This is a genomic window from Sphingopyxis sp. (assembly GCF_035565275.1).
In the GTDB taxonomy this organism is placed as follows: Bacteria; Pseudomonadota; Alphaproteobacteria; order Sphingomonadales; family Sphingomonadaceae; genus Sphingopyxis.
Genome location: NZ_DATMST010000346.1, coordinates 1 through 18,151, shown reverse-complemented (window position 1 = coordinate 18,151; position 18,151 = coordinate 1). Strand labels below are relative to the sequence as shown.

Genomic DNA, 18,151 nt, shown 5'->3' with positions numbered 1-18,151 from the left:
TAAGGAGAGGATGGCATGATTTCTTTGGTGCAATTTCGCGATGCGGACGGCGACCGGGGGGTCGCGGTGATCCGCGACGGAGGCGTCGCATCGAGGCTTCCGGGCGTTTCGGGCACGCTTGCGCTTGCCCGCCGCGCGCTGGCCGAGGGCGCCACGCTGGATGCGCTGACGGCGTCGCTTGGCGATGGGGCGCCGGTCGATCTTGCGTCGGTCGAACTGCTCGCGCCGATCGACCATGAAGATCCCGCTCATCTGCTGCTCAGCGGCACCGGCTTGACCCATCTCGGGTCCGCCGAAGGCCGCGACAAGATGCACCGGGCGTTGGACGATACGGCGCATCAGACCGATTCGATGAAGATGTTCCTGATGGGGGTCGAAGGCGGCAAGCCCGCTACCGGCGCCGGGGGCGCTCAGCCCGAATGGTTTTACAAGGGCGATGGATCCTCGCTCGTCGCTCCGGGCGCGCCGCTGTTGTCGCCCGATTTTGCGCTCGACGCGGGCGAGGAGCCCGAGATTGCGGGCATCTATCTGATCGCCGACGATGGCACGCCGGTCCGCCTCGGCTATGCGCTTGCCAACGAATTTTCGGACCATGTCACCGAGCGCGGCAATTATCTGTGGCTCGCCCATTCGAAGTTGCGCCCCGCAGCGCTTGGCCCCGAACTGCTCGTCGGCGAATTGCCGGCGCATGTCGAAGGGGTGAGCCGCATCGTGCGTGATGGCGAGACTCTGTGGGAAAAGCCCTTCCTGTCGGGCGAAGCCAATATGTCGCACAGCATCGCCAACCTTGAGCATCACCATTTCAAATATGGCATGTTCAGGCGTCCCGGCGATGTCCATGTCCATTTCTTCGGCACCGCGACGCTGTCGTTCAGCGAGGGAATCGAAACGCGCGAAGGTGATGTGCTCGAGATCGAGGCTGCGCCGTTCACGCTGCCGGTCCGCAACCCGATCGCCCGCGCGGCGGCGCCGGCTGCCGCAGTGAAAGTCCTTTAGATGGTCATTCGGGTCGCCATCGTCGGTCTCGGCAAGATCGCGCATGATCAACATATTCCGGCAATTGCGGCGTCGGGCGAATTCGAACTGGTCGCGGCCGCGAGCCTTGCGGGCACGATGGAAGGCGTGCCGGTCTTCGAGACCGTGGATGCGCTATTGAACGCGGGGATCGCGATCGACGCTATCGCCATGTGTCAGCCCCCGCAGGCCCGTTTCGAGGCGGCGGCGAAAGCGGTCCGGGCGGGCAAGCATGTGCTGCTGGAAAAACCCCCTGGCGCCACGCTGGCGGAGGTCGAGGCACTGACGAGGCTCGCCGAAGCTTCCGGCACGACACTCTTCGCAGCGTGGCATTCGCGCTACGCCTCCGGTGTCGATCAAGCGCGTGCCTGGCTGGCCGGACGGCATATCCGCCGCGTCGATATCGTCTGGAAAGAGGATGTTCGCCGGTGGCATCCGGGCCAGCAATGGATATGGGAGCCCGGTGGTTTCGGCGTGTTCGATCCCGGCATCAACGCGCTGTCGATCGCCACGCATGTGTTGCCACAGCATTTCTATCTGCGTGACGGGCGGCTGGAAATTCCATCCAATCGCGCAGCACCCATTGCTGCCGAGCTCCAGATGGTCGGCATCGACGGCGCGCCGGTCCATGCCGTCTTCGATTGGCGCCAACAGGGGCCGCAGACGTGGGATATCACCGCCGAAACCGAAGCCGGCACGCTCCTGCTTAGCGCGGGAGGCGCACGGCTGGCGATCGATGGCGTCGAGCGCGATGTCGGCCCCGAGCGCGAGTATCCCGAGATTTATGCCCGTTTCGCGCTCCTCATAAGCGAAGCCCGGAGCGACGTGGACCGTACCCCGCTCCGCCTCGTCGCCGATGCCTTCACGCGCTGTCGTCAAATCAGGGTCGACCCTTTCGACGATTGACAGTCACTTTCATGTATGACTGTATACGATATTGATAAGGAGCGGATTATGTCATTTCGGGAAACCAGCCGTCGGCAGTTGATGTTCGGCGTTGGCACACTCGCCATCCTTGCCCATGCCCCGGGGGCCTTCGCAGCGCGTGGTCCGACCAACCTTCGCGGCAAGGCGCGGCCGCTGCCGCTGGGAGCAGTGCGTCTGAAGCCGTCCGATTACGCGACGGCGGTCGAAGTGAACCGCACCTATCTCCATCGCCTCGATCCGGACCGCCTGCTTCACAATTTTCGCGTCTATGCGGGGATGGAACCCAAGGCTCCGATCTACGGCGGCTGGGAAAGCGACACGATCGCGGGGCACACGCTGGGCCATTACATGACGGCGCTGGTACTGACCTGGCAACAGACGGGCGATCCCGAAATGCGCCGGCGCGCGGACTATATCGTCGAGGAGCTCGCCGCCACGCAGGCCGCGCGCGGGAACGGCTATTTCGGCGGCCTCGGGCGGAAGCGCAAGGACGGCACGATCGTTGACGGCATCGAGATTTTCGATGAGATCAAAAAGGGCGACATCCGCTCGGGCGGTTTCGATCTCAACGGGTCGTGGGCGCCGCTCTACACGGTTCACAAATTGTTCGCCGGCCTGCTCGATATCAATGGTGCGTGGGGCAATCGAAAGGCGCTGGATGTGGCGACCGGCCTCGCCGGCTATTTCGAGGGCGTTTTCACCGCGCTGACCCCCGAACAGGTTCAGGAGGTTCTGGCCTGCGAATATGGCGGGATCAACGAAAGCTTTGCCGAGCTCTATGCCCGCACCAGCGACAAGCGCTGGCTGGCGATGGCCGAGCTTTTCTATGACAAGCGCGTCCTCGACCCGCTCGCGGCGCGCGAGGACAAGCTCGCCAACTTCCACGCCAATACGCAAGTGCCCAAGCTGATCGGCCTCGCGCGGATTCACGAACTGACGGGCGAACCGGCCAAGGCGACCGCGGCTTCCTTCTTCTGGGACCGCGTCGTCCACCATCACAGCTATGTGATCGGGGGCAATGCCGACCGCGAATATTTCTTCGAACCCGACACGACCGCGCGACATATTACCGAAGCGACGTGCGAGCATTGCAACACCTACAATATGCTGAAGCTGACGCGGCATTTATGGACATGGGAGCCCGATGGCGCCCTGTTCGACTATTATGAGCGCGCGCATCTCAATCATGTGATGGCGGCCCAGAACCCGGCCACCGGCGGCTTTACCTATATGACTCCGCTGATGTCGGGGACCGATCGCGGCTACTCGTCGACCGACGACGACGCTTTCTGGTGTTGCGTCGGTTCGGGGATGGAAAGCCATGCCAAGCATGGCGATTCGATCTTCTGGGAAGGCGAGGACGGTACCTTCTACGTCAATCTCTATATCCCGGCCGCGGTGCAATGGGCCGCGCGCAAGGCCGCGGTGACGCTTGAGACGACCTATCCCTATGGGCCCACCTCGACGGTGCGGTTCGACAAGCTCCGTTCGGGTTCGTTCCAGGTCGCTCTTCGTGTTCCCGGCTGGGCGGCCGGAAAGGCTGCGGTGACGGTCAATGGCGAGGCGGTCACGCCGACCTGCGTCCGGGGCTATGCCCTTGTGTCGCGGCGCTGGAAGGCCGGGGACACGGTCGCGATCACGCTGCCGCTCGACCTTCGGCTGGAAGCGACGCCGGGCGACGACAGGGTCGTCTCGGTGCTCCGCGGTCCGCTGGTGCTCGCCGCCGACCTTGGGCCAAATGAGCAGAAATGGGAGCGCGCTGACCCGGCGCTCGTCGGTGCCGACCTGCTCGGCGGCTTTGGTGCGGTCGCCGCCGACAGGGCGATTTATGGAACGCGCGGCGTGGTTCGGCCCGCCGACCTGAATTTCGTCCCCTTCTATCGCCAGTATGAACGGCGCAGCGCCATCTATTTCAAACGCTTCAGCGAAGCGGCATGGCAAAGCGAGGAAGCGGGCTATAACGCGGAACAGGCGCGATTGAAGGATGTTGCCGCACGGTCGGTCGACGTCATGTTCCTCGGCGAGATGCAGCCCGAACGCGACCATGATCTGACGAGCGATATCAGCTACCCTGTGACCTATCGCGGCCGTCAGGGACGCGACGCCCGCTCGGGCGGCTTCTTCGAGTTCAACATGAAGGTGAAGCCGGGGCCGGTGGTCCTGCAGGCCAGCTATTGGGGCGATGAACGTCCGCGCGCCTTTGACATCCTGATCGATGGTCAATTGGTCGCGACCCAGCGGCTCGGCCATGATGCGCCGGGCAAATTCTTCGACGTCGAATATCCGGTGCCTCCGGCGTTGACCAAGGGGAAGGCGTCGGTCCGGGTGCGTGTCGTGCCGCACGATCGCAGCACCGCGGGGCCGGTCTTTGGCATCCGCCTCGTCACCGCGAAGCCCGGTGCCACGACATGAGTTCGGGCGCCGCGAACACGGGGCGAGCCCGTGCGGTTTCAGGATGACATCATGCTGATCGGAGAGTGAGTTGAAATATGCGTGGTTGGTAATCTCGACGGCGATGGCGATGGCAGCGACAACCGATGTCCGGGCGGCGGAAAATACTGCCGACAGTCAGTTCGAGGCGCTTTCCAGCGCCGAATATCAATGGCGACAGACACAGCAGGCGCCCGACGAGGACAGCGCAAAGGGCGCCCCGCGGCAATTGCCCGACGTCGGGCCCGCTGCGCAGGCGGAACGATTGCAACGCTGGACGCGGACGGCGGAGGCGCTGGAGGCGATCGATCCCGCCAAGCTGTCGGCCGAACAGCATGTAAACTATATCGTCTACAAGCAGCAGATTGCGGCGCTGCTGGGCGAACAGCGGTATCGCGAGTTCGAAAAGCCGCTCAATTCGGACTCCAGCTTTTGGGGCGACGTCGCGGGCTGGGCGCGCGCGCCGTTCGGGAACGAAGCCGACTACCGCCAATATATCGCGATGCTGCACGACATGCCGCGCTATTTCGACCAGCAGATTGTCAATATGCGCGCAGGCCTCCAGCGCGGCTTCACCCCTTCGCAAATCACGCTGAAGGGACGCGACATCGGGGTCGCCGAGGTCGCGGAGGCGAAATCGGTCGAAGAATCGCCCTTCTACGCGCCATTCCGCGAATGGCCGGCGACCATCGCGCCGAACGACCGCGCTGCCTTTGCGGCCGAGGGGGCAGCGGCCATCCGCGGGGCGGTGGTGCCGGCGCACGCCAAGCTGCTGGTCTTCCTCCGCGACGAATATATTCCCGGTGCACGCAAAAGCCTCGCAGCCTATGACCTGCCCGACGGTCGCGCCTATTATCAGTCGAAGATTGCGGAGTTCACCACCCGCGATCTGACGCCCGATCAGGTCCATGCCATCGGGCTTGCGGAGGTGAAGAAGATCCGCGTCCGGATGCAGGACGTTATGGACGCGGTCGGGTTCAAGGGCGATCTGCCCGCCTTCCTGCACTTCCTGCGCACCGATCCCCGATTTTATGCGAAGACACCGCAGGAACTGCTCGATCGCGCGGCATGGATCGCAAAGCGTTTCGACGGCAAGGCAGCACAATATTTCGGACGCTTGCCGCGCAGCCGGTTTGCGATCGAGCCAGTGCCCGATGAGCTGGCGCCTTTCTACACCGGCGGGCGCGGGGGACCGGGCATATATCTGGTCAACACCTGGAACCTGCCATCGCGGCCGCTCTATTCGCTGCCCGCGCTGACGCTTCACGAAAGCGCCCCCGGCCACGCCTTCCAGATGCCGCTCGCAGCAGAGAATCGCGATCTGCCCGCGTTCCGGCGCGACACCTATCTGTCGGTCTACGGCGAGGGGTGGGCGCTCTATTCCGAAACCCTCGGCGAAGAAATGGGCATGTACCAGACGCCTTATGAAGTGTTCGGGATGCTGTCCTATCAGGCGTGGCGCGCCTCGCGGCTGGTCGTCGACACCGGGCTTCATGCGAAGGGTTGGAGCCGCGAGGAGGCGCAACGCTACCTGCACGACAACACCGCGCTCGCCGAGCATGAGATCGAGACCGAAGTCGATCGCTATATCGCATGGCCGGGACAGGCGCTCAGCTACTACATCGGAGAGCTCGCATTCATCGACGCACGCCGGCGCGCCGAACAGCGGCTGGGACCGAAATTCGACCTCAAAGCCTTTCATGACGCGGTGCTTTCGCTTGGATCGGTGCCGATTTCCGAAATCGATCGCCGCGTCGATCAGTTGATCGCCGACGGCGGGAAAGGCCCCTATGCCGGGGACAAATAGGATGAGGCGGAAGGCGTTCCTTGCCGGCCTGATGCTGGCCGCGTCCTCGACCTGCCTCGCGCAAGATGCTCCGGAGCCAGAGGCGATCGCCAGCGAGGGCAATCCGATCCTGGCCGATGGCCGCTATTATTCGACCGACCCGGCACCGCTGGTGGTCGGCGATACGCTCTATATCCTGGCGGGACGCGACGAAGCGGCGCCGGACGTCAACGACTTCATCATGAACGAATGGCAGATGCTGGCAACGCGAAACCCCGCTTCGGGACAATGGCAGCATTATCCTGCGACCATGCGGCCTGACGCCATATTCGCCTGGGCGGAGTCCGGACGTGCTTATGCCGGACAGGTCGTGAAGGGCAGGGACGGGCGCTTCTATTTCTATGCCTCGGTCCTCGAGAGAAGCAGCGACGCGAAAGACCGCTTCGCCATCGGCGCCGCGGTCTCCGATACGCCGCTCGGACCCTGGCGCGACGCGCACCCCGCCGGGCCGATCATCTCGCAGCGCGTGCCGCAGACGAACGATATCCAGAATATCGACCCGACGGTGCTGGTTGATGACGACGGCCGGACCTATATTTACTGGGGTACCTTCGGGCAGCTGCGCGGCATGGAATTGGCGCGTGACATGGTCACCGCCGCGGGCCCCGAGCATGTGATCGAGGGGCTGACGGGTTTCTTCGAGGCACCGTGGATCATGAAGCGCAAGGGCGTGTATTACATGCTCTATGCGGGCAACAACGCCGGTCCAGACAGTCCTTGCACACCCGCCGTTTATCACGCCTGCCAGGCTTATGGCACCGCCAGTTCGCCGCTGGGACCGTGGACGTGGCGGGGGGTGGCCCTGAAACCAGTTTCGTCGACGACCAGCCATGCCGGCGCGGTCGAATTCAACGGGCAATGGTATCTTGCCTACCATACCGCTGACGCCATGGGCGGCGGCCATTTCCGCCGATCGGTCGCGCTCGACCGGCTCGAATGGGATGACAGCGTGGCGCCGGCGGCGATCCGGCCCGTCATGCCGACCCGCGCGCCAATGCCCGCGGCGGTGGCCACACGCAACGTCGCGGGCGCGGGGACAGCCGCCGCGTCGAACCAGCCGATTCCGGTTCAATATTGGATTCGGGCGCTCAATGACGGCAAAGTCCGGAAAAATCCGCTGCCGCCCGAAATGTGGGGTAGCTGGACCGGCAAGAATCCTGCGCGGCCGTGGATCGAATATCGGTGGCACCGTCCGGTGACGCTGACCGGAAGCCGTATCTGGTTCTTTGCCGACCAGCCGGCGGGGGCGAGCGTTGGCGTGGCGCCGCCGCGCGGCTGGCACATCGAATATTGGGACAAGGGCTGGAAGCCTGTTCGCGGGGTGCGCGCCTATGGCACCGTGCCCGGAGAATTTCAGACGGTCGCATTTCCCTCGATCACCACACGCTGCTTGCGTGCGGTGTTCGATGCTTCGGGCGACGGCCATGCCCGCGCCGGGGTCGGGGTGCAGGAGTGGGAAGCCTTGGCACCCCGCGTTGCGGTTCCGGAGGCCGAACCGGATGAGACCGCAGCGCCCTGTGAAAGCTGAACCCGCGAGTGGCGGCGGTCAGCAAGCCTCTCCGGTGCTTTGGGACGGCGGACCGTCGGGAACGCGCGCGGAATGACGGTAGAAGGGATCGCCCGGCAAGCGATGCCGATCGCCATAAACCGCCTTCAGCGCTGCGGCGAGCGCGGGGTCATGCTGGCTGAGGTCGGCATCGGACAGGATGCGCTTGCCGTCGATCACCGCGAGCTTGTTCGAATTGAACCAGAATTGTGTTCCTTCCGCCCAATATTCATGCGCCGTCGTCGCGCCATATTGGCCATCCCACAGATGTTTCGACATCGCCTCGCGATAGGCTTTCTGGACTTCTGCGAACAAGGCCGGGTCGGTGCGCTCCATCGCATCGAAGACGGCGTGCGAAAATTCGTGGACCAGGATGGTTTCGCCAAAATATCGCGTCCCCGGCATGGCCAGAAGATTTTCGGTTGCCCCGCTGGTCAGAAGACCGCCCATTCCCCGGGCGCGCTTGTTCCAATATTCGCTGTCGGATAGCCGGCCGATCCGTTCCGCATAGAATTTGCGTTCACAAGTCGTCAGGCGCGGATCATCGATCGCCGGCTTTTTCCAGTCGCGCTGTTCGGGAACGTCAGTGGTCTGCTCGTCGACACCCATGATCATCACGCGCTGCCCGGCGGCTTCGAGCGACCGGGCCAGATCAGGGCGCTTTTCGAGCATCGCCAGCACGATCCGGCGTGCGATCAACAGCGCCTCGTCGGGTACCGCGTCGGAGGCGCTGATCGGGATACCCGCCGCAGTTACCGAACGGGTGTAGAACGGATCGAGCGCCAGCGCGGGCGGTGGCGGGCCGATGACGGGACGCGGCTCCGCGCAACTGGCAAGGAGCAGGCAGGTCGCGACAAGCAGGCGCCTCACGCAAACGGCCGATCGTTCGACTGGCGAGCTCCCGCGAGGCAGGCAATTATAACAAGCACAGCGCTCTCCCTTGCAATGTCTGATTATCTACAGTATACGATATACGAGTTCAAGAGCAGGATTTGACATGGCAATTGGTTGGAAGGGTGTTTTCCCGGCAGTAACGACGCAGCTGCGTCAGGATTTATCGATCGATCTGGCGGACACGCAGCGCGTGGTCGACGACCTTATTCGCGACGGCGTGACGGGCGTGATCGCGCTCGGCACGGTGGGCGAGAATAATTCGCTCGAATATGACGAAAAGATCTCGGTTTTGGCGGCGATCGTCGAAGTGGTGGCGGGGCGCGTGCCGGTGATCACTGGCGTCTCCGAATATGATACGCGCCGCGCGGTGCGTTATGCCGTGGCGGCCGAAAAGACCGGCGCCGATGGCCTGATGTTGTTGCCGCCGATGGTCTATGTGCCGCAGCCGCATGAACTGGTCACCCATTTCAAGGGTGTGGCGGACCGGACGGGACTGCCGATCATGCTTTACAACAACCCTCCGGCTTATCGCACGGTGATCGACAAGGCTGTGCTTGAAGCGCTTGTCGATGTCGAAAATATTGTCGCGGTCAAGGAATCGGCTCCCGACACGCGCCGCTTTACCGATTTCCGCAACAGTTTCGGCGATCGCTATGTCCTGTTCGCCGGTCTCGATGACGTTGCGCTGGAGGGACTGTATCTCGGCGCCCAGGGCTGGGTTTCCGGCCTCACCAACGCTTTCCCGCGGGAATCGGTCGAGCTGGTGGCGGCGTTCGAGCGCGGCGATCATGCCCGCGCCATGGAAATCTATCGCTGGTTCATGCCGTTGCTCCATCTCGACGCAGAGCATGACCTGGTCCAGTCGATCAAGCTTGCCGAGCAGGTCATGGGCCGCGGCTCCGAGCGGGTGCTGCCGCCGCGCTTGCCGCTGGTCGGCGCGCGCCGGGCAGAGGTGATTGCGATGGTCGAAAAGGCGGCGGCCACACGTCCCGCCGCCGTCAGTGCGAAAGCAGCCTGAGTTTCGGTCGGTGGGGGATCGGGTTCACTCGGATCGCTTCTGGAAAGGGTTTCAGGGGCATTTGAAATGAGCTTTGTGATTCAAACCCTGTCAGAGCGTGTATTCGATATCGTCCGCGAACAGATTGTCGTCGGTGGACTGGCGAGCGATATTCCGATCCGTCAGGGTGCGCTGGCCAAGGAGTTGGGGGTCAGCAGGATCCCCGTACGCGAGGCCCTTGCACGTCTGGAACAGCAAGGCTTGCTGATCAGTCACTCCAACCGCGGTTACCTCGTCCGTTCGATGTCGATGGACGAGGCGGACGAAATCTTTGCGCTACGACTGGCGCTCGAACCTGCCGCCGCCGCGCTCGCCGCCGTCCATGCCGACGACGCGGCGCGCGAGGAGGCGCAGCTCCTGTTCGAGCGTCTGGACGCCGCCGCCAGTCACAATCTTGCGGATGTCGCGGTGCGCAATCGCGAATTTCACACTGCGCTCGTCCGTGTCGGAGAGCGATCGCTTACAACCGATCTGGTCGAACGGCTTTCGATCCTTTCGGAACGTTATGTGGTCGCGCAGCTCGAACCATGGGGGCGCGGGTCGCGAGCATGCATCGAACATCTGCACCTGCTCAACGCGTGGATGGCGCGCGATGGCGATACCGTCGAGCGGTTGCTGGCAGGGCATATCGAGGCGACACTCGTTGATCTGAAAATGCAATTCGAAGTCGCGGTCTGACGCGCGTCCGCCCGTTCAAAGGAAAGAATATGCGATTTCTGTTGGCCGTGCTGTGCTGGATCATTGCGGCGCAAGTTCCCGCCCAGGCACGCCCTGCGGCCGAAGGCGTCTGGCTGTTCGACGACGCGCCAAGCTATCCGGGGGTCACCATGCTCGAAGTGGCGAACGACGCCGGCGCGATCAGCGGGAGCGTAACGACCGAATGGTATGGGCCGATGACATTCGAAAATGGCCGGATCGACGGCGACACGCTGACCTTCGACCTGCGCAACCTCAACGACAACGCGCACCCCACCCGCCGCTGGACGGCGCAATTTAGCCCGTCGGGAGTCAAATTGACCGGCGACATCTGGTATGCCCATGTCGAACAGGCTGGCCGCCGCGGCAGCGCGAAGGATGCCGAGGCGCGCGCCTTTCGCTTTGCCCCCGGCCTGCCGCCGTTGGGAACGATCGCCCCTGATACCCTGGCGGCCACGCCGCCGATGGGTTGGTCGAGCTGGAACAAGTTCGGTGACAAGATCGATGACGCGACGATCCGCGCGATGGCCGATACACTCGTCTCGACGGGCCTTCGCGACGCCGGCTATCTTTACGTCAACATCGACGATGGCTGGCAGGGCAAGCGCGACGCGAACGGCGTGCTGCAACCCAATGCGAAGTTTCCCGACATGAAAGCGTTGACCGCGTATGTCCATTCGAAGGGGCTGAAAATCGGTATCTATACGTCACAAGGGCCCCGGACCTGCGCCGGCTATGAAGGAAGCTACGGCCATATCCGGAAGGATGCCCAGACCTTCGCCGACTGGGGTTTCGACTATCTGAAGCACGATCTGTGCTCGGGCGAATGGTTTTACAACGATGCCGACAAGGTGAAGCGCAGCTATTATGAAATGGGGCTGGCGCTGAAGGCCACGGGGCGGCCAATGCTTTATTCGCTGTGCCAATATGGCCGGTTCCACGTGTCCGAATGGGGGCGGTCGGTCGGCGGGCATCTGTGGCGCACCACCGGCGATATCACCGACGATTACAAGACGATGTCGGATATCGGGTTCGAACGTAACCCGAAATTCGGCCACGCCGGGCCGGGCGGATGGAACGATCCCGACATGCTCGAGGTCGGAAACGGCGGCATGAGCGAGGACGAATATATTACCCATCTGACCTTGTGGGCGATTCAGGCCGCACCGCTGATCATGGGCCACGACCTGCGGCAGACGCCCGAAAGCGCCCTGCGTCTTCTTACGAACCGTGACGTGATCGCCGTCGATCAGGACGCCAAGGGGATTCAGGGTCGGGCGGTCCGCAAGGACGGCAAGCTGGAGATTTGGCGCAAAGAACTGGCGGACGGATCGGTCGCACTCGCGCTCTTCAACCGCGGAGACGATCCGGCCCCGATGGCGCCGACGGCCGCCGACGCGGATATGGCGCAGCTGACCGAAGCGCGTGACCTGTGGCGCGGCGCGGCGGTCGCTGTCGACGATCTGCATTTTGTTGTGCCCGCCCACGGAGCGGTGATGCTGCGGGTGAAGGGCGGAGCGATATGATCGCCCGCTTTCCGGCCCGCCGATCAAGACCGAAGCGTCGCGTTCCGAGCCGGTCGGGGCGATAGCCGAACTCTCCGAAAGTGTGACCGGCGTTGGCGGCAGACGCGCTGCGCCCTGAGGACCGCTTGATCCAGGCTTCGATGAGCGGGGTGGCGCCGCGAATGCCTCGTGCACTCGGCGAGCGCATTGCCCCGTCTGAACACGGCGGTGACCAGCGAAAGTCATCCCGTTGCGGCGTTTCGTACGCGTCACGTGGCAACTTTATAGCGTATTCTCAATCGTTTATGCGATATCTCAAACGCGTGCTTTAAAATCGTATAATGTATTTGACTTTTAATTGTCAGACATGCTCTAAATTGTCAGACATGCTCGCGACGCTGTGGGCAAAGGGCCGCAGAGCTTATTGGGAGGATAAAATGACAAAGGACCCACGCACCCGCTATCTGTTGGGGAGCGCCAGCGCGATAGCGACGATATTTTTCGCTGCGCCGGCGATGGCGCAGGATGCGACCGGTGCCTCACCTGCCGCGACGGGCGACCAAGGCGAAGCGATCGTCGTTACCGGTACCCGCATCCGGCGACCGAATCTCGACAGCAACAGTCCGATGACTGTCGTGGGCGAGGAGGAGTTCCGGTACCAGGGAGCGACGACGGTGGAATCGGTACTCAACCGGCTTCCCCAATTCACCGCAGACGCCAACGAAAATGTCTCCAATGGTTCGGACGGTACGTCGAACGTCAACCTTCGGGATCTGGGTTCGAACCGCGTGCTTGTTCTCATCGACGGCCAGCGCATGCTGCCCACGCAGGCCATCAACGTAAATTTCGTCCCTTCCTCGCTTGTCGAGCGCGTCGACGTCGTAACGGGCGGTGCATCTGCAGTTTACGGATCGGACGCGATTTCGGGCGTGGTGAATTTCATCTTGCGCAAGAACCTCGATGGCGTCCGCGCGGATGCCCAGTACAGCTTCTATCAGCACAATAATAACAACGGGTCGCTGCGCGATCTCATCGACAGCAACGGTTATCAGAACGCGCGCAAATCGGTCACCGATGGCGAAAAGCTCGATGTCAATTTCGCAGCCGGCACCAATTTTGCCGACGGCCGCGGAAATGTGACCGCTTATGCGGGATATCGCCGCGTCAATCCGGTGCTGCAGGGTTCGCGCGATTATTCGGCCTGCGCACTCGACCCCAACGACGCCCGTACCGCCTTCGTCTGCGGTGGATCGAGCAACAATGAGTTCGGCCTGTTCACCGTTCTCGCCGACCCGGTTTCGGGTTCGCCCGTCACCTACAACAACACCAAGGACGGCCAAAAGACCTGGGTGCCGTACGACGACAGCTTCCGCTATAACTATGCGCCGACCAATTATATGCAACGGTCGGACCGCCGCTACACTGCGGGTGCCTTCGCCCACTATGAATTTTCCAAGGCCGCCGAACTCTATGGCAGCTTCATGTTCATGGACGACCACACCTTTTCGCAGGCGGCACCGTCGGCGTTGTTCCAGGGTGAGGTCTATTCGATCAACTGCGACAATCCGTTCATGAGTGCGCAGCAGGCAGGAGCGCTTTGCGGCGCCGCGGCGGGCACCGATACCAGCCGCGATACCTTCATCGGCTATCGTATAACCGGCGAAGGTAGCGCGCCGCGTCGCGATGACCTGCGTCATACCGATTATCGCTTTCAGGGCGGCGTACGCGGCGAGATCGCGCCCGGAATCCGTTATGATGTCGGCGCGCTGCGCTCGATCGCGATCTTCAACGAAAACTACCAGAACGATATCGATCCGGTAAAGGCAAAGAAGGCGCTTCAGGTCGTCAACGTCGACGGCGTGGCGACCTGCAAATCGGTCATCGACGGCAGCGATCCCGACTGCGTGCCGATGGATGTGTTCGGTTTCGGCAACATCGATCCCGACGTCTATGACTATATCTATGCCCCGACCTTCACGCGCGGCGAGCAGAAGCTCACCGTGCTCAACGCGGGCGTCAGCGGCGAACTTGGTGCCTATGGCATCCAGAGCCCCTGGGCGTCGCAGGCGATCGGCTTCGCGATCGGTATCGAACAGCGGATCGAGACGCTCGACTTCCGCGCCGATGCGCTCGCGCAGCAAAAGGGGACTCTCGAATCGCAGGGCAGGATCAAGGTCAAGGAAGTCTACGGCGAACTGGAACTGCCGATCCTGTCCGACATGCCCCTCGCCCATTCGCTCAGCATCAATCTCGGCCTGCGTTATTCGGACTATACCAACGACAGCCTCGAGGGCACGAAAACCAGCTATGGCGCGACCACCTACAAGGCCGAACTTGACTATGCGCCATCACGCGACATCCGCTTCCGGGCCAGCTACAACCACGCGATCCGCGCGCCCAATGTCGCCGAATTGTTCGCGGCCCGCGGCTTGGGCAATGTCCAGGGACAGGATCCGTGCTCGGGAACTACGCCGATCGCGACGCTGGAACGCTGCGCGCTTACCGGTGTGACGGAGGCGCAATACGGGAATATTCCCGAATGTCCGGCGGAAACCTGTGTCACCCAGGGTGGCGGCAATCCGGCGCTCAAACCCGAAGAAGCGGACACCTACACCGCTGGTCTGATCCTGACTCCCCAAGCGATACCTAACCTGCTGATCTCATTAGATTACTACAACATCAAGGTCGACAATTATATCGGGACGGTCGATCCGTTCCTTACGATCAACCAATGCATCCAGACGGGTAATCCGTTCTTCTGCGACTTGTTCAACCGCGATCCCGCCACCGGCGTCATCTTTGGTACGAATGGCTATATTACGGCGACCACGCTCAACACAGGCTATCTGAAATCGGCAGGCGTCGATGCCACGGCCAGCTACAGTTTCGGGCTCGACAATCTTGGCCTGGCTGACGGCGGCAAGCTTAATTTCGAACTCGTCGGCACCTATCTCGACAAGCATCAGGTCCAGCCGCTTCCGGGGCTTGGAACCTATGACTGCGCGGGGCTGTTCGGGCCGACATGCGGCCAGCCGACACCGCGCTGGCGGCATCAGTTGCGCGCGACGTGGCAAATGCCGTGGTCGAATGCGACGCTCTCGCTCAACTGGCGCTATTTCGGCAGCGCCAAACTGTCGAGCAACACCGACAACGAATTCCTCAAAGGCACGCCCTATGTCATCAACAGCAAGATCGGCGCATACAGCTATTTCGATCTTGCCGGCACGGTCGATCTGCTGGAGAATTTCACGGTCCGCGCGGGGATCAACAACCTTTTTGACAAGGATCCTCCGGCGATCGCTCAGGGGCTGCTCAGTTCTTTCGGAAACGGCAACACCTATCCGGGTGTATATGACCCGCTCGGTCGCATGATCTTCGTCGGGATAACCGCAAAATTCTAGGGACTGAAACGGCACCGGTTTCCCGAGCTTCATCCCGATCGTACAAACGACCGGGAAAAGAGCCGGGAAGCCGGCTTGAATATCCGTGCGGCCAACCGAAATCGCGTCAAAAGCTTGTGGAAGACCGTTCACGCATCCATCCGGTCACGGGGTCGTTTGGGTAGAGCGGTTCAGGCGACCCCTTATGTGATCCGGCTGTGCTGCCGTAATGCATGTTGAAAGCCCCGCGCGTTCGCGCCTGCTTCGGCGGCAGTCATGCCGGGGCGATACAGGGCGGACCCGAGGCCGAAGCCGGCCGCTCCCTTCGCAAGCCACGGCCCCATCGTTTCGGGAGCGATCCCGCCAACGGGAAGAATGCGTGTCCCGCGCGGCAGCACGGCGAGCATGGCCCCGACTACCGCCGGGGACGAGGATTCGGCGGGAAACAGTTTGAGCGCTGCTGCCCCCGCGGACAGTGCGGCGAATGCCTCGGTCGGCGTCGCGATCCCCGGTATCGCAATGAGCTCGCGGCGGCATGCTTCCGCGATGACCCCCTGATCGCAGTTTGGCGAAATGATGAGGCTGCCGCCGGCGCCGGCGACGTCTTCTACGGCCTGCGCGTCGAGCACGGTGCCCGCGCCAACCATCGCACGGCCTGCGAGCGCCTGCGCGAGCAGGGCAATGCTTTTCAGCGGGGAAGGCGAGTTCAGCGGAACCTCGATCAGGCCGAAGCCCGCATCGACGAGTGCCTCGCCGACGTCGACGGCTTCCTCGGGATGCAGGCCGCGCAAGATGGCAATCAACGGGCAGCGCGCGAAAGCGGCATCGAATGTCGCGCGGTGGGTCATGAACGAAGCTCCTGGATAGCGATGATCCCCGCAGAAAAGGCAGAGTGACTGTCGATGAGGCGGCCCGCTCCGCCCAGCAGGTCGATAGCAGTCTGGTAGAGGCGACCAAGATCCGGGTCGGCAAGAATGTGGACCATCTGTCCCGGCGACACCTGGTTCGCGACATCGGCACCGATCAGCAGGCCGCTGGCATAGCTTGCGGCATTCTCCCGTGCGAGCGATCCGAGCACTGTCGCTGCCCGGACTCCGAACAACGCTGCTGACAGGTCGTTTTCGGCACCGCGCAGGACGCCGTCACGAAAAGCGCCGTCGGGCACAACGGCATCGTCGAGGCTGCCAGCGAAAATACTGTGGGTCTTGAGCAAAGCGAATAGCTCACCCGTCATGGCGGTCTCGAAATCGACGATTTTACCCCCGTCGAGCCGGGCCCACTTGCAATGGGTTCCTGGTTGGCAGAGCAGCGCGCCGGTTGGTGTCAGACCCGCATGAGCGGCGCCCAGAAATTGTATTTCTTCGCCGCGCATGACGTCGCAGCGCGCGCCTTCGATCAGTTTGACGCCGGGCACGATAGCTGTGCGCTCGTCGATGACGCAAAGGCCTCGCGCCAGCGCTGCCAAGCCGGTGGGCAAGGCGGCATAGCCCGCGTCCTTCCACCCGATCGTCGAGCCGACCATTCCGGCCAGCAAGATTGGCAAGTCGCCGAAGCGTTCAACGATAGCCTGGATTTCGGCGGTATAATCCTTGCCCGCCATCGCCCTTACGCCGCAATCGTCGCGCTCGGTGGCCGTTATCTCGCCGCCTTTGATGCGGTAGACGCGGCGATTGGTCGTACCCCAGTCGATAGCGATGAAGTCGCTCATTGTATCACCAGGTCGTAATAGAGGGCGATCGGGATAGCCATGACAGCACGGATGTCCGGAATTCTGGAGATGGCTCTACACTATCGCTGACAATATCCGGGAAGAAAATGCAATGGCCATCCACGCTCAGGGCAAATCATGCCGTCACCGCGATGGCGACGAAAAGCAGGCGAGCGCGGCTATCGCCTCGCAACGGGTTTTCTTTGGTGAAAGTCCTGGCTGTACGGATAAGAATATCCGCTCCGAGGGCTCACAGACAAGCCGAGGCCGCAGCCCAATCGTCCGAGGTCAACAAAGCCAGGAGAATGGCTCCTGTGTGTGAGGGGGAGTGGACGTCTCGCGCTTTCCTTTGATCATTCCCGGACTCGATCCTCGGGGTGATTATCCACTCCGCACGATCATGTCCCAGCGATAGCGGGGAAAGCCAGACGCCGTGACGCCAGCGGCGGTGGCAATGGCCTAACCGACATGCCGGGTGTTTTGCGCCGAACAATGTCAAAGTGTCGAAGGAACGGACCGGTTTAGCCCAGCAGGTGAAAATCACGGGGCAAGAGGGGCGAAGCAGGCGCGCACGACCTGCGTCAGCGAATGGTTCGCGCCGACGCGCCAGGCGAGGCAAAGATCCGCTTGATCATCATAGCCGTCGATAGGACGGAAAATAATCTCCCCGATCCCGAGCTTCGCCATAACCTGAGGGGCAATTACGACGCCGTGCTCGGCGGCGACAAGTGCGATCGCGGTAATGAAATCGCGCGTCTTCAGAATTTTCGAAGGTACAAAGCCCCCGCGCTGCGACAACCGGTCGACCGTCGTATCGAAATCACCCCCGTCGCCGAATTGCGGGAAAATGAGGGTTTCCGATGCGAGCGCCGAAGGCGGCACTCGATCGAGCCTTGCCAGCGGGTGGCTTGCGGCCAATCCAAGCAACAGTGCATCGCGATGCACAATCATCGTTTCGATTTGAGCCGGATAGATCGCGCGCGGGCGGATAAAGCCGATATCGAGCGCGCCGTCGAGAAGCGCCGCGAGTTGCTGGGGCGTGTCCATCGGTTCGGCCACGACCGCCAGCTCGGGCAGCGCGTTCCGGATCGCGCCGAGCGCGGTGACGAGGCTGCCGCCCAGCGCGGCCGACAGCACATAGCCGAGAT

The 18,151-nt window shown here is 62.5% G+C and carries 13 protein-coding genes; 9 read left to right on the top strand and 4 right to left on the bottom strand.

The features are described from left to right. The first annotated feature begins 15 nt into the window (after positions 1-15). The 5 genes from araD1 (at position 16) to VN047_RS22445 (ending at position 7,745) form a co-directional block, all read left to right on the top strand. Positions 16-996, top strand: a complete 981-nt coding sequence (gene araD1, locus VN047_RS22465) for an AraD1 family protein (RefSeq protein ID WP_325546677.1) — start codon at positions 16-18, stop codon at positions 994-996. Continuing rightward, complete coding sequence (locus VN047_RS22460; protein WP_325546675.1) at positions 997-1,920, top strand: Gfo/Idh/MocA family oxidoreductase; 924 nt, start codon at positions 997-999, stop codon at positions 1,918-1,920. Between the two features lie 48 nt (positions 1,921-1,968). Further along, positions 1,969-4,353, top strand: coding sequence for a glycoside hydrolase family 127 protein (locus VN047_RS22455; protein ID WP_325546673.1), 2,385 nt, complete (start codon positions 1,969-1,971; stop codon positions 4,351-4,353). Positions 4,354-4,462: 109 nt separating this feature from the next. Beyond that, complete coding sequence (locus tag VN047_RS22450) at positions 4,463-6,178, top strand: DUF885 domain-containing protein (protein WP_325546671.1); 1,716 nt, start codon at positions 4,463-4,465, stop codon at positions 6,176-6,178. A 1-nt stretch (position 6,179) separates the two neighbouring features. Further along, on the top strand, positions 6,180-7,745 hold the full coding sequence (locus VN047_RS22445) for a family 43 glycosylhydrolase (RefSeq protein WP_325546669.1): 1,566 nt from the start codon (positions 6,180-6,182) through the stop codon (positions 7,743-7,745). Between the two features lie 18 nt (positions 7,746-7,763). Here VN047_RS22445 and VN047_RS22440 read toward each other — a convergent pair whose 3' ends face one another. Further along, positions 7,764-8,633 carry a glycoside hydrolase gene (locus VN047_RS22440; RefSeq protein ID WP_325546667.1) on the bottom strand — a complete coding sequence of 290 codons (870 nt, stop codon included), beginning with the start codon at positions 8,631-8,633 and terminating at the stop codon, positions 7,764-7,766. 127 nt (positions 8,634-8,760) lie between these two features. Here VN047_RS22440 and VN047_RS22435 point away from each other — a divergent pair, with 127 nt between their 5' ends. The 4 genes from VN047_RS22435 to VN047_RS22420 all read left to right on the top strand — a co-directional run bounded on the left by VN047_RS22435 (position 8,761) and on the right by VN047_RS22420 (position 15,316). After that, entirely contained in the window at positions 8,761-9,675 is a 915-nt protein-coding gene (locus tag VN047_RS22435) for a dihydrodipicolinate synthase family protein (RefSeq protein WP_325546665.1), read from the top strand. 66 nt (positions 9,676-9,741) lie between these two features. Beyond that, positions 9,742-10,392, top strand: coding sequence for a GntR family transcriptional regulator (locus VN047_RS22430; protein ID WP_325546663.1), 651 nt, complete (start codon positions 9,742-9,744; stop codon positions 10,390-10,392). 29 nt (positions 10,393-10,421) lie between these two features. Continuing rightward, the gene (locus VN047_RS22425; protein ID WP_325546661.1) at positions 10,422-11,936 is read left to right on the top strand and encodes a glycoside hydrolase family 27 protein; all 1,515 of its coding nucleotides are present in this window, start codon (positions 10,422-10,424) and stop codon (positions 11,934-11,936) included. Between the two features lie 416 nt (positions 11,937-12,352). Then, positions 12,353-15,316, top strand: coding sequence for a TonB-dependent receptor (locus VN047_RS22420; protein ID WP_325546659.1), 2,964 nt, complete (start codon positions 12,353-12,355; stop codon positions 15,314-15,316). Between the two features lie 182 nt (positions 15,317-15,498). On the opposite strand, the gene VN047_RS22415 is transcribed toward VN047_RS22420, so the two are convergent. The 3 genes from VN047_RS22415 to VN047_RS22405 form a co-directional block, all read right to left on the bottom strand. Continuing rightward, positions 15,499-16,143 (bottom strand): 2-dehydro-3-deoxy-6-phosphogalactonate aldolase, encoded by a 645-nt coding sequence (locus tag VN047_RS22415; RefSeq protein ID WP_325546657.1) that lies wholly within the window; start codon positions 16,141-16,143, stop codon positions 15,499-15,501. Further along, on the bottom strand, positions 16,140-17,003 hold the full coding sequence (locus tag VN047_RS22410; RefSeq protein ID WP_325546655.1) for a 2-dehydro-3-deoxygalactonokinase: 864 nt from the start codon (positions 17,001-17,003) through the stop codon (positions 16,140-16,142). The genes VN047_RS22415 and VN047_RS22410 overlap by 4 nt, the downstream gene beginning before the upstream one ends. Before the next feature lie 540 nt (positions 17,004-17,543). Further along, positions 17,544-18,151, bottom strand: a 608-nt coding sequence (locus VN047_RS22405; protein WP_325546653.1) for a LysR family substrate-binding domain-containing protein, incomplete at its 5' end; no start/stop codon positions are given.